Here is a 13,758-nt window from a genome sequence, read left to right on the forward strand (position 1 = left end):
GCTAATGGTTTTTCGATTTTTCGCCACTATTATTTTTCACTTCTTTTTCTGCATGATGCTCTACATTTCCCTTGCTGCTGACTTCGATGCCTTTCAAACTGGTCAGTTTGTGTTCTTTTTCTGCAAAGGTTTCCATATCGCCTTTCACATAATGGATGAGTTTTCCAATCACGTTGGTCATAAAACTGGCACCAACTGCCACGTTTTTCATGGCTCCCACATTTTCAGAGAAATTCATAGCAACAGTATCTGATTTATTCATTCCGATGGTATTGGTTTGATTCGCGCCCACTGTGGTTGTCATATTTTGTCCCACAGAAATGTTCATATTTGCACCTGCATTAAAATTAATGTCATTTGGTGCGGTCACCGTAATATTGCCCGCTCCATCCATAAAATAGGTATTCCCACTCGGATCGAGTATCGTCACACTTTTTTCATCATCATTCATCAAAACTCTGATGCCACTTTTGGTTTGGATGGATCGCATATGATTATTCACACCTCCACCCAAACCAACCTGCCCATGAAACATCCCGCCCATCACAAACGGCCTGTCCGGATGATTGTGCACAAAACCCACCATCACCTGATCGCCAACTTCGGGAATGGCGACGTAACCTCTGTTTTGGGTGATTTGATCTGTCCCGCCGGCATCCGGACTCATCATTCTGATGAAATTCGTGGTATCGTGCAATTGCCAGTCGAATTTTACTATCACTCTGCCTTGTCCTTGAGGATCGGTATTGCTGATGACTGTTGCAATCTGCGGCTGCGCTGCCGGAACTTCGAAGTGTGGTTTTGGTAGGAATCCCGTGTCACTTGCAATCGCTTTGAAAGTCCCGTGGTAGTGTCCCAAAGTATCCACATCGTGCGTAGCTTCCGTCACCATTATTCTTGTAAAATAACTGGTTTGGTTACTGTCCGGCTTTCTCATTTCCAAGTCGGCAACGCAGCCCGGATACAGAAACGGAATCGAAATATTGCCACTCACCGTGAAAACTTCCACCGCCTTGCTTCCGGCTGTACTTTCTTGGGAATTCACCACATCCTTATCAGTTGTCGCCTTGATGGGAGCAACCTGCAGAGATCTGGTCTGGAAAATATCTGTCTGTGTTTTGCTGTAAGCGGTTTTCGCCAGATCGCTTTTATGTTTTATTTGTGTTTCGCCGGATGTCAGTTTTGAATGCTGGCTGCTGTTGTAGCCGTAGAATTCCGGTTTTGTGTGAACAGCTTTTAATTCTACGCGGATGTCGCTGACGTTGCTGCCGTATATTAATTTTAATGGTGGATTCTGTGGCGGCAATTTTCCAAAATGAAGCACTTCGCCGTCATAATAAAACTGTTCGCCGTAAGCTTCCGCCATTCTAGCAAGATAATTGTAATGCGTCTCGTTGTACTGCACGCTGAATGGGATTTCGGAGTAGTCATTAGCATCAATCCTTACATCATATTTGCTGCTTCCCAATCCTTCTTTGATAAGCTGTGAAGCAATAATACTGAGACTCACAGGACTCTCACCTCCAAAACTCTGAACCGTAGGCGCAGAATCCAGTAAAATCGTAGGACTGTAACCGCCGAGAACGATATTGGGAAGTCCTCCTTTTTCCTGACTGAAACCTACTTTGGTAATTACACCCACAAATGTACGCTCCGGACTGTCCGGAATGTCTTTATATTTTTGAACAACCGTGATTCTCTTCCCTAAAAACTCGTGGCTGGATTCCAGATTGTGATCTTCCTTGCCTCCCAGCGTGTCGTGCGCTAAAACCAGTTCGAACTCGTGGTGTTTGCCGGAATTTTGAGATAAGGTAAAATTTTTATAATGCGAAATCACTTTTCCCTCAATCACGATATTGAGTTTTACAAGCCTGTTGATCCCGAAGATCTGACTTGCGGAGATTGAGTTGGCACTGTTATCTGGTTTGAAAGTCGGGCGGACAGGCGTATTTGGAGTTTCCATATTTGGTGATTTTAGTAATTTTTTATAAAAAGACTTTGATCAGATCTTTAGTTTTAATACTTAACTATAAAAGAAAATCTAATTTAAAAAGAGAAAATTCTTTCAAAGTTTGATTCGAATCTTCGTTTTAAAGATCATTAGACCAATAAAAATATTTGTCTGGAATAGATTCATTTTTTTAATATAAAACCACATCAAGAATGATGCAATTATTTTATAAAATAGTCTTATTAAGAAAAAATCCTGATGAAAAATGCCAAAATTGGATCTTCATCAGGATTGTTTTCAATGATTTGGTGTAGAATTGATAATCAAAGATTATTTAGCTCCCGGCCAGATTCCATCGTAAGCTGAGTTACCGTAATCGATTTTCTCGGCACTCACCACGAAACTGATGAACATATTATCTTCGTTCAAAGCGTCATAATCTACCTCGTGCTGGATCACGTATCCGTTGTCCCACTTCAAAGTAGTCAATGTGCCTTCTTCGTGAGATTTGTTGAACGTAACTTCGCCGCTTGTAGGCTTGTATTTTCCGTTCAGTAAGCTTTCCAGGATTCCAGAATCTTCTGTAGCTTCTACAGTAATTTTGATCAACGCATTAGAAGGATCTGATGCTACTCTTCCTGATACATCGGTGTTTCTGGAAACACCATAATTTAGTTTAAGGATTTTTTGTTCTGCTCCGCCGTTGAATTTCAAAACAGCTCTTGAATTGTTTGCCATGATTTCTAAATTTTAAATATTAATATAAAGTGATTTGTTTTCTTATTTTAATATACCAAAGATAGAACCACCAACTAATTTTTTCAGTAGTAGAATTACTACACTTTTACAAAATATAAAAAATTTAATTTTATACTTAAAGAATTGGCGCTGAAGGGAGAATCTGATATTTCACGTCGAAATCTTTAATAAGTAATTTGTAGGACTGTGGAGCAATCAGGTATATAATTACTGAATCTTTTTTACCCTGATTTATCTTCAAACCCTGATCTGAAATAACTCTAACAGGAAAAAACATACTGTCCTTAGAACCTTTTATAATTTTCCCATCATCAATTTTATAAATAAAAATAGTCTTATTATTAATTTTTGGACTGCTGATCAGTTGGGTTTTATCACTTTTTATAACAAGAAGACTTTTTTCAACAGCTTCTTCTGCAGACAATACTCTTTTCTTCTGTTCATTTCTTTCGTTTTTGAAAAGATCAACAGCAAAGTGGTCAGGTCTTTCATATTCCTTTTTACAGGATACTATAAATGATAAAATTATTAGTGATATTAAAAAACTTTGTATTCTCATTTTAATTAAGATTAATAAAAAAGGGAATCCGCAAATCACGTTGCAAATTCCCCTTTGTTATATTTAATAATAAAATTATTCCTGTTGGTATTCAGCGTCCCATTCGTTTCCATCGTCTCCTTTATGACCATCAAGTTTAATAACAAAACTTTTTGTAGGGAAATAAGGCGTCATTCTGATATCCAGCCAAACACGGTCTTTGTTCACTTTATCCTGCTCAAACCTCACGATTTTGAATTTCTCGATCAATTTGTCCGGTCCTTTGATGCCATCCAGGAAAGTCACGATCTGTCTTCTGAGATCATCTTCGTTTCTGGGATTCCAGTTTTCAAAGGCTCTTCTGTTAAGGAAATCAAGCAAAACTTTCGTCACATAATCGAAAACACGGACTACAGAATAAGTCTGCAAACCGATATTGTCTCCAGTGAAAAGTGTCTTGGCAGAAAATGCCATAATCTTTCCGTATTCATTGACCATTGGAACAAGTCCCATTTTTTCAAGCTGCGAAATTTCACTTTTCTTGAGATCAAACTTAACGGCGTCTACTTCATTGATATTTCCGTGCTTTTTACCTGCCGCAACCTGAGACATCAATGTTTTATAGATTTTCCCGGCCATTGAAGTGGATGGCGGAAGATCTACATTTTCCTCCTCACCTACTTCCTCAGCTCGGCCACGTCCAACTAACCAGTTGGTGGTCATAATCACGTTACTTCTGTGAAGCTCTCCACCAGTCAAATTTGCGGAATGGAAAAGATCTACAACATCATCCGGCTTATCAAGATTAGCAAAATCGGTTACGAGCATTACTTTGTTCTCGTTACAGATTTTCGCCCACTTCTCTACCACTTTGTTAGATCCCAAATATCCCGGAATTGCTAGGATTGAGTAATTATCTCTTAAATCCAGTCTGTCATAATTCTGTTTGAATTCATCCGCAATGGCATCAATGAACAATGGATTATCCAAATCCTTCATTTGCTCCAAAGAAGCATTCACAATACTTACATTATCAACTTTATCCAGTTCCGTATTTTTGAAAAACTGCGCCATCGTACGGTAAGCAGTTTCGAGTTGACGAATCTCAGAAAGACTATTTTTCAAATTAGATTTCAGATTTTTCTCAGCAGAAAATGCTTTATTTTTACAGGTTTCTGCCATTTCATCTGCTGTTGCATTATTTTCCAATAATGAAATCCAGAGATTCAGTTTTTGGGCAAGATCCTTTCTTTCTGTCTGTTTGTTGGAATCGTTTAGGAAAATCTCTTTACGGGCTTTTCTTGTAGGATTCATATTCGCAATGCCATCTACAACAGTCTCAATGAAATTGAATCCGCCGACTTTGTTCAGGTCATTTATTGCTGATCCAGAGCCTTGTCGGTGGTCTTGCTGTTGTTGTCCGCCCTGCTGGTTTTGCTGTGCTTGTGGTTTATTATCCATAGTTTATGTTTTTTTATTTTTCTAATTCTCCTGCAACTTCCTTCAACACTTCGATCAAAGCTTCTTTGGTCTGTGGATTTTCGAGAATATTTTTAAGGATTTTATTGTTTTTCAGCTGTCGCAATATCTTGTTGTACTGCTCCTGCTCAATGCTCAGAGTTTTTAGGTATTCTGAATTCTGCGTCAGATTTTTCGGTGTGAAGTCTCCCAATTGCTGGAATCTGAATTCTTCATCCACATAAGTTCCATCTTCAGTTTCGTGCTGCACAGAAATTGATGGTTGGAAATGTTTGAAAACATCATCTACCGATTTGAGACCTTTTACAATTTCTGGGATGAAAGGCTCATCTGCCGTAAGCTGACTTACAATTAGAGATCTGTTTTCCTGGATTTCCTGGATCGCTTCGTTGGCGTCAACTTTTACTTCGTTTCCCCCAACACCATAATTAAACATTGCCATATTATCTATTTTTTGTGATTGATTACTTGATTTTTTACGAAAATACTTTAGAATCTTATTGAAAGAAAACATTACAGAGATTCTACCTGTTGCGTGGTCGGCATAAAATATCTATTGAGCCAATAAAGCTTTTCGCCATTCTGATCGATGATGATTTTTGGATTATTTTTATTATCCAGCAATCTGTCTGCCAATGTTTTATATTGTTTAAAATAATTTTTTACGATTTCGTTAGAAATTACTTTTGGCTGCTTCCATCCACTCAGTTTGAATTTGGAAAGTGTCTCCTCTGACGCGTTGTCAAAACCTGTACTTACAGCAACAGAATAAGCCATAGATTGGTTTCTCAGCTTGGATTTGTCAAATTTTCCGTCGCCGGCATAATGCTTTTTGAGAACTGATAAATAATTATTTATAGCGGAACTTTGACTGAACGTCGGACTGAAACTTTGTGTCTTCTTGTAAACCTCCTGATAGAAAGATCGTAATTTATCATATTCTGTCTCGGATAGTAATATTCCCTTTTCAACTGCAGGATAACTTTCTTTAATATCATCAGAATAAACACCTTTTGTCAAGAAAGGATTATTATAAGTCAATAGCTGAGAGGCGGATTCTTTTGGAATCATTGTAGGTACATCTCCAAACTGGTTTCGAAAATCCGGTCTCAAGGTCGTCTTTGAACTTCCTACCGGAGATTTGAAATAATTAGTCAAAGATGCATTGACATCTTTGTTATAATCCGTAACCTGAACCAGCAAACTGTCTAATGATTTTACAAGCAGATTACTGGAGTTGATCTCTCCTTTTTTTGGATAGACTACAAAACCCTGCGACATACTTGCTTTTGGATAATCCAGAGAATAAACTCCTTCTTCTCCCTTCACAAGATTATAATTATTCTTATCGAGGATCATCTTCTGGTCAACGATTTTTTCTTTATCTAATTCTGCGATATTTCTTGCAGTACTCGTCAATACATTTTCTGAATACAGTACAAAATTGTTGTAATAATCAGATGAACCCGATGCAGACTGGAAAAATAACATTCGCGCTCTTCCAAGGGTCAGATTCCGCATTGCAGCGCTCAATCCGCCATAACTGGTGGCAGTAGAACCAACTACCACTACGATATTGGTCTCATCCGGAACACTGCTAATCAATGAGCCGCTGGCTTCCAACGCTTCCTGCAAAGGCTGTGCACCAAGACCACTGCAATTCTGATTGGAAGTCTGAAGATCTATAAACGAATTGATTTCTTCAAAATTATTACTTAGGGATGAAGCTAAAACATCTTCTCCACAAGTATTATTTTTATAAAGAACGACACCATATTTTATATTTCTGAAATATTTCAGTTGATCCAATTTCAGCTGCAAATCTTGAAATACAGATTTTGCAAGAGCTGAGTTCTGAGTATTGTCTCTGCTGATGTCAATTGTAAAAACGATATTCAGATTTTTACTTTTATTCGTAATTTCTTTGAATCTGTCATAGTAAATAGGCTGACCCAAAACGTTGTAAACAAAATTCTTACTGTAGTCCAGTGCATTTGTAAAAAATTTCGCTTTGTTTGATTGATCGATTGCCGCTGGTGTGATTGAAACCAGATTTTCAACTGGTGTTCGATTGGACGCATCCGCCAGTGCGAATTTAGTTTCTGTAATACTTCCGTCAGGCGATTTCTTTGAAATAGCAGCATTGTTCTCTGCGGTATAATTAAAATCTGAAGCAATCTTTAGAGCACTTCTCTCGCCCCAGTTTGCAATCATATCAGAACTTACCCAGCCATATATATCTTTTGAAATACTGTCCAATTTCAAAGACGGCGATTTGCCGATCAGGAACCGGTTGTTGGACTCTGATTGTTTGTAGATATAAACCATCTGACCGACAGGCAATTTCTTATTTGCAAGTTTCGTGAGGTCTGGAGAAGAAAAGATTAGAACCGAATCATTCTTAAGATATCTTGCACCATCCTTCAACACATCGGAATTATTTGGAGATAAAACCGCTTTTACATTAAAACCATTATCACTTCTTTTCAGAGAATTGGTCCAGAGCAGCAATTGATCTTTTGGAATCCAGCCGTAAGTTTTCACGGATTTGGAAGGAATTTTTTTCATCAAAGCATCCGGTTCATATTGTGCTACCTTGATCAGATTTTTGGAACTGTTTTCTTTGACCACCAAAAGTGGCTCCAGAAATTTGATTTCTTTTGGAGATTTCTCATCACCTTTATCCATAAAAACCGAGTTGTTTGCCCGATCAGAGATTACGACCCAAGGTTCTGATTTTCTAGGATATCCGTCGCTTACTTTCACCTGATCCACATAACCATAAAATCCTGATTTGGGGGTTTCTTCGGATGGAATTCTAACCTGACATCCAGACAATATATAGGAAGCTCCTAAAACATAGACAGCATTAGCAAAGTTGTTTTTCATAATTTATTTTTTTAGTTTTTATTGCTTGCTTTGTTTTACCTCAACTTTGATCACGCAGTTCTGGTTGCCGTCCAATGTTGTTTTCACTTCCTGGATGCTGTTTCTCTTATCAAACTGTAAACCTGTACAGTAATAGTAGAAAGAATTGTCTTTGTCATTCACATTAACCGAAATATTATCCTTGTTGCAGAGATAAGTATTCAGAAGGTAGTTGTAATGCGTATTGAAACTGTTACCATCGGCAATTTGCTGAAGATGATACTTGAAGTCATCATTGATCTTGCCATAAATATCTGTTACCGTTGGTTCCGTAACGACCTCATCGTCCAACTCTTCATAAGCAGGCAAAATTTTGATCATATGCTGGATGGGCTCCTGGTCGATGTCTGTGTATAAGGTCACGATGTAGTTTCCGGGATTTTTGAAAGCATAAGTTGCCATTTTTTCTTTGGCATCTATATTTCCTGTTTCACCGAATTTCCACGTGAAATTTTTCGCATCCGGTGAATTTGCCCTGAAGAAGACATTTTCTAACTGCATAGCCTGGCTTGGCGCATCAATTGTACTGGCAATTACTTCCGTAGAGGCAATTTTGGAAACCCCTGACGAAACCAAAACCGGAAAAGACTTTGTATATTTATTATCAATAATTACAGAAACCTGATAATAGCCCGGCTTTTTGAAAAAGTGAGCACCTTTGTTTTTTTCTGAATTAAAACCATCTCCAAAATCCCATTTTCTTGTTTTGCCAAAAGTCGTTTTGTCCTCAAAAGTGAGTGTATCACCTACATTGAGAGAAGTTGGATACACGGCTGCCACAATATCATCGGAGCTATGGATGACTTTTCTTTGTAACCACAAAATGATGATTGCCGCTAAAAGTAAAAGACTTATTACTGCAATAATAATATTCTTTTTGTTTTTTTGGATATAGTTCATAATTAATCAGTTATTAGTTATTTTTCATAAGTAATGCATTATCTCTTTGCAATTTTTGATTTTTCCTTTCCTTGAAACCGATGGAGCAATCCTCAAACTGTTTGGTAAAGGTTTTTATATTCTCATTTTTTTTACCTGCCACATCTTTATCTTCCAGATACATTTTGTAAAACTGAGCGATTTGGATGTAAGATTGTTTTCTGGGATCAGTAATATTGACAGTTTCGAAGATATTGGCAATATCATTAATGCTGTATCTGATTTCATTTTCCAGCAAAGGATTACGATCATCAGCAGACACTTTCTCGATTTTATTAAAAGTACTGTCAATCACAGGTTGGGCTAATTTTTGCCGCTCATCAAACTTGGCCTTCTCTTCCAAAGTCTGTATTGCCAGAATATCAGAATTATCAAATGGGGATTGAGAACGGTATAAAATTACTACAGACAAAAGCAAAACAGCAAAGAAAAGCAGCCCCAGAAGATACAGGAAGTAATGTCTTTTTTCTTTGTTGGAAAGGGTAATGTTGACTTGCATACTTATGTTTTTTATTTTAATCTTCTCGCAATTCGCCCGCCTGGTTCATTGGTCTTCATCTGAGTGGTGATCTTTCCCACTTTGCCGATACATTCATTCAAACTTCTAAGAGCATTTTGTTCCTTGGCCGTGATATTGATAAGCTCGTTTTTGAAAACCGTCATCTTACCTATATTTTTCGTGAGGGTTGCATATTGTCTGAAGGATTTTGCAGTATCTGCGCCCATAATATTTTTAGTATCCTGAAGATCTTCGAGTATTGAGTTTCTGAGGAAAATATCGTTTTCAACTTTATTGGAATTCAGCAGATTCATTTTGTAATAAATGGTATCCATTTTAATTTTCAAAAGTTCATTTCTGCTGAGAACACTTTTGTAGTCGTTCAGTTCTTTCTGGATCTGCTGCTTTTGGATTTCGGAACTTCTAAAAAATAAAAAAACCGTTAAAAAACTGACAGTCAGCAATACAGCAAACGATAAAATGAAGCGGAGCATTCCGTTTCTTACATCATCCTTATTCAGTTTTTTTTGCCCGTGTGAACTCATTTTAATTAAATGCTTGAGTTATAATATCCATTTTCAACACAAAATCTTGCAAGATCCAGTTTGCTTTTCAGTCCAAGTTTGTCAGTCAGCCTTGTAATATAAGTATCTATAGTTCTGGAACTCAGATTAATTCTGTCAGCAATTTCCTTGTTACTGAATCCTTCATAGCAAAGTTTGATGATATGAATTTCTGTCACACTAAGATCTTCCTGTTCCTTTTTCTGGCGATCCATATAATTTTTGACCACTTCTTCCTGCGAGGCCCATTCTCTTTTGTAATCCTCATAATTGGAGTTTTGACTCAAAATACAGTTCCGAAGAATATCTTTGATAATGATGCTGTTCTTTTGACAGTAATAAGTATTTGGAATATCGTTGATCGTAGCAGCAATATCTTCCTGAAAAGTGGCAGAATAAGTCAGGATTGGAACTTCTTTGTTGGTCTGGCGGATATATTTGATAGCTTCTATTCCGCTGAGAATCGGCATAAACAAGTTGATGATGAAAACATCTTCCTGCTTTCTGTACAATCTATTAATAAGCTCATTACCATTATTACAGTCATTGACAATAGAAAACAAAGGATTTTCCAAAAGCATTTTCACAAGAAACTGCTTGAAGTAAAAATCATTTTCCGCTATGGAGAATCTAGTTGCTTTAGTAGTGTTGTTATACATATAGGAAACTTATCAATGTTATATCTTATAAAAACTGATGTCAAAGGATGTATTGATTCAGACTGGAAAATTTTTGTAAATCAGGAAATAATCTTTTAAAAATTTATAATTTCTGAAAGTACAAATATGGTCCTGATCGAAGTGACAGATTGAAAAGTCTTGAATTGAAATTCAAAAATTTGAACTTGCGTGAAATGCATAGATAAGCATATATAATTCCTAATAAATAGAAAAAAAAGTAAATTGATAGAATCATTGAATAAGTTTTAAAAAAGTTCTACAATAGGCCCAGTTCTGTTAACTTAAAACAGATTTCATTACAGAAAAATTAAAAGCAAATATATTGCCAACCGGTTTGCAAACAGCGATTGTTAATAATGAAAATGCGATTTTAACGCTCAGTTAATACACACAACTATCTGGAATGCTTAATATTAAGCTTATTTTAAATTTTACAATGTTGTGCATTAAAAATAATCTATAAAACAGGCGATTTGCTATTTTATAATTATAAAAAGAAGAAATTAGTATAGTATTATAAACAAAAAGTATTAATAAATTGAGCTATATTTTGCAATGGCAAGGATAAAATCGTCAGTGGCATGTAGTCAAATTTGCTTTTGTCATGGACAAAAAAAAACCACCGATATTTCAGTGGTTTACAATTTATTTAATCAGTTTATTATTGCCTTTTCTATAAACTTTAGGGTCAAATTTATAATATCTTGCAGCTCTGTGCGAAACGTTTGTTTCTATCTCATCCAACGGAATAATGTAATTAAATGAGGCAATTTTTTTGTGAAAATTCTTGATGTCAATATATCTCTCACTCAAGTCATTGTACAATTGATAAAGTTGCCGGATTGTAAATTTCTTAGGCAGCAATTCAAAAATAATTGAGAAATCCGACTGAACCCATTTTCTGATTTCCACCAGAGATTCTTTGATAATTAGATTATGATCAAAGGGCAATACAGGAATTTTATCAATAGGAAACCAGTCAACCGTGTCGTATTTTGTACTGTTTATTTTCTGATCAATTCTGCAAAGCGAAAGATAGGCAACCGTAATAATCCGGTCGATATGATGCTTGTATTCCTCTCCCATCCAGATAATGTCGCTCTCGTTGCTGGCACGTTTTGGATCTGCAAAACATTTGAACTGTTTCAAAACCATTTTTTTGATTCCGGTTATTTCGTGAAGCACTCTTTGTGCAGCGTCGTCCACATCTTCATCACTGAAAATGAGACTTCCTGGCAATCTTCTCTGTTTTTCTATTTGGGCTTTGTCGCGGTGTTTGAGAACTAATAAGATGTTCAATCGGTTCTCATTATCGAAACCAAAAACTACACAATCAACCGAAACATAGGTGTGGATAAAATTGGAACTCATTTTTTGAAGTTAATATAAATTCAACTTTACAAATATATAAATTCAAATGAGATAATTTTTTAATCTCCACTAGCAACTGTTTATCAATTAATTAACTATCATTTTATTAATGACAACTTTCACATAAAAATTACGATATGCTTATCTTCTAAATTATGATATCACGTCCTAAAAGATGATCAAACATTTTTATAATTTCAAAGAAACACATTATTTTTTTTATGTTTATTCTAAATTTCCTTCTCTAAGCTTAAGTTTTGGTTAATATAAAAACAGGAACAAAGCTTAATTTGAAACAGAAAATCCCATACCTTATCATACATTTTATACTTTCATTTAAATTTTGACGCTACTAAGAAATTCTTTCAAAATGATGGATTACTAAATTAAAACTACATCACCTTAACATCAAATAAAATCCATTTTTCACAAAAATATGCGGGTAAACAAGATTAATTTTATATTAATACCAGCATTTTCAATCAAAATTAATACAGCATTATAATGATGAAGTTTATAGGATATGATGTCGGGAGCTCATCGATAAAAGCATCCATCGTAGATGAAAACGGAAAAGTAATTGCTCACGCGAAATATCCGGAAAGCGAGATGGCTATTGATTCTCCAAAGATCGGCTGGGCAGAACAGAACCCGGAACAATGGTGGCAAAATCTTCGTATTCTGACTCAAAAAATAATTGCAGAAAGTCATATCGACAAAAACGAAATCAAAGGAATCGGTATTTCTTATCAGATGCACGGTTTGGTTTTGGTAGGCAAGGATAAAAAAGTTTTGCGTCCGTCAATCATCTGGTGTGACAGTCGTGCGGTAGAAACTGGTGACAAAGCTTTTGATGATTTGGGTGAAGAAGTTTGTATGAATAAACTTTTGAATTCACCGGGAAATTTTACTGCTTCAAAATTAAAATGGGTCAAAGAAAATGAGCCGGAAGTCTACGAAAAGATCTGGAAGTTTATGCTTCCCGGAGATTTTATCGCTTTAAAGTTAAGCGGCGAAGCAACAACAACCGTTACCGGACTTTCGGAAGGCGTACTTTGGGATTTCCAAAAACATCAGGCTTCAAAAACATTATTGAATCATTGGGGAATTGATGAATCTTTGGTTTCAACAGTGGTAGACAATTTTACGGAACAATGTGTAGTTTCAAAACAGGGCGCTGAAGAAAGTGGTTTACCGGAAGGAATTCCCATTTTGTACAGAGCCGGTGATCAGCCGAATAATGCATTATCATTAAACGTTATGAATCCCGGAGAGATCGCTGCAACAGGCGGAACTTCAGGCGTCGTTTATGGGGTGACAGACAATATTCATTCTAAAGAATCTGTGCGTGTAAACAATTTTGCGCACATTAATCATACGAAAGAGCAGTCTAGAATCGGGAAAATGCTTTGTTTAAATGGCGCAGGAATTCAGTATAGCTGGTTACGTCACCAGGTGGATCAGAAAAGACATTCTTATCAGGAACTGAATGATCTGGCTTCACAAATTCCAATCGGATCCGACGGAATCATCGTTCTACCATTCGGAAACGGAGCTGAGAGAGTTTTAAAAAATAAAGACATCGGTTCGTCTACTTATAATGTGAATTTTAACCGTCACAAAAGTGTTCATTTATTCAGAGCCGGATTGGAGGGCATCGCCTACTCTTTCGTTTACGGAACTGAAATTCTGATGAATGACGGTTTACAGAAAGGAATTATTAAAGCTGGTGGAGACAATTTATTCCGTTCTTCTCTGTTCGCGCAATCGATTGCAAATTTATTGGATACTGAAATCAGAATATTTGACACCACAGGTTCTACAGGAGCAGCGAGAGCAGCGGCAATCGGAGCAGGAGCATTTGAAACCTTAACCGATATTTTAACCGAAAAAGATATTACAACCACCTACATTCCTGATTTTAAAAATATGGATCAGTACAGGGAAAGTTATGTGAAATGGAAAAACAAATTGGAACAAGTGATAAGCGCAACTTAGTTTCGATTTAATGGTTAAAGTTCATTTTGAAAGACAAAGTTGCAGCCCGACTT

General features: G+C 36.5%; 12 protein-coding genes. 1 reads left to right on the forward strand and 11 read right to left on the reverse strand.

Going from position 1 to position 13,758, the window contains the following annotated elements; all coding sequences use genetic code 11:
* Position 1: 1 nt before the first annotated feature.
* The 11 genes from LUD75_RS01090 to LUD75_RS01140 all read right to left on the reverse strand — a co-directional run bounded on the left by LUD75_RS01090 (position 2) and on the right by LUD75_RS01140 (position 11,707).
* Entirely contained in the window at positions 2 to 1,963 is a 1,962-nt protein-coding gene (locus tag LUD75_RS01090) for a phage baseplate assembly protein V (RefSeq protein WP_232703885.1), read from the reverse strand.
* A gap of 318 nt (positions 1,964 to 2,281) precedes the next feature.
* Positions 2,282 to 2,689: a type VI secretion system tube protein TssD gene (tssD, locus tag LUD75_RS01095; protein ID WP_055858239.1), complete on the reverse strand. Its 408-nt coding sequence runs from the start codon at positions 2,687 to 2,689 to the stop codon at positions 2,282 to 2,284.
* A gap of 136 nt (positions 2,690 to 2,825) precedes the next feature.
* Positions 2,826 to 3,269, reverse strand: a complete 444-nt coding sequence (locus LUD75_RS01100; RefSeq protein WP_232703886.1) for a hypothetical protein — start codon at positions 3,267 to 3,269, stop codon at positions 2,826 to 2,828.
* A gap of 75 nt (positions 3,270 to 3,344) precedes the next feature.
* The gene (locus LUD75_RS01105; RefSeq protein WP_232703887.1) at positions 3,345 to 4,709 is read right to left on the reverse strand and encodes a DUF5458 family protein; all 1,365 of its coding nucleotides are present in this window, start codon (positions 4,707 to 4,709) and stop codon (positions 3,345 to 3,347) included.
* Positions 4,710 to 4,722: 13 nt separating this feature from the next.
* Entirely contained in the window at positions 4,723 to 5,169 is a 447-nt protein-coding gene (locus tag LUD75_RS01110; RefSeq protein ID WP_232703888.1) for a type VI secretion system contractile sheath small subunit, read from the reverse strand.
* A 71-nt stretch (positions 5,170 to 5,240) separates the two neighbouring features.
* Positions 5,241 to 7,616, reverse strand: a complete 2,376-nt coding sequence (gene tssR, locus LUD75_RS01115; RefSeq protein WP_232703889.1) for a type VI secretion system protein TssR domain-containing protein — start codon at positions 7,614 to 7,616, stop codon at positions 5,241 to 5,243.
* Positions 7,617 to 7,634: 18 nt separating this feature from the next.
* Positions 7,635 to 8,555 (reverse strand): PKD domain-containing protein, encoded by a 921-nt coding sequence (locus tag LUD75_RS01120; protein WP_232703890.1) that lies wholly within the window; start codon positions 8,553 to 8,555, stop codon positions 7,635 to 7,637.
* Between the two features lie 13 nt (positions 8,556 to 8,568).
* Complete coding sequence (tssO, locus tag LUD75_RS01125) at positions 8,569 to 9,093, reverse strand: type VI secretion system TssO (RefSeq protein WP_232703891.1); 525 nt, start codon at positions 9,091 to 9,093, stop codon at positions 8,569 to 8,571.
* Positions 9,094 to 9,104: 11 nt separating this feature from the next.
* Positions 9,105 to 9,638 carry a type VI secretion system TssO gene (tssO, locus tag LUD75_RS01130; protein WP_232703892.1) on the reverse strand — a complete coding sequence of 178 codons (534 nt, stop codon included), beginning with the start codon at positions 9,636 to 9,638 and terminating at the stop codon, positions 9,105 to 9,107.
* 5 nt (positions 9,639 to 9,643) lie between these two features.
* Positions 9,644 to 10,315, reverse strand: a complete 672-nt coding sequence (locus LUD75_RS01135; RefSeq protein WP_232703893.1) for a response regulator transcription factor — start codon at positions 10,313 to 10,315, stop codon at positions 9,644 to 9,646.
* A 666-nt stretch (positions 10,316 to 10,981) separates the two neighbouring features.
* Positions 10,982 to 11,707 carry an NUDIX domain-containing protein gene (locus LUD75_RS01140; RefSeq protein ID WP_232703894.1) on the reverse strand — a complete coding sequence of 242 codons (726 nt, stop codon included), beginning with the start codon at positions 11,705 to 11,707 and terminating at the stop codon, positions 10,982 to 10,984.
* 504 nt (positions 11,708 to 12,211) lie between these two features.
* Between LUD75_RS01140 and LUD75_RS01145 the strand changes: the two genes are divergently transcribed.
* Positions 12,212 to 13,705 carry an FGGY family carbohydrate kinase gene (locus LUD75_RS01145; protein WP_317207301.1) on the forward strand — a complete coding sequence of 498 codons (1,494 nt, stop codon included), beginning with the start codon at positions 12,212 to 12,214 and terminating at the stop codon, positions 13,703 to 13,705.
* Positions 13,706 to 13,758 lie beyond the last annotated feature (53 nt).

The organism is Epilithonimonas sp. JDS, from assembly GCF_021261315.1.
Taxonomy (GTDB): domain Bacteria; phylum Bacteroidota; class Bacteroidia; order Flavobacteriales; family Weeksellaceae; genus Epilithonimonas.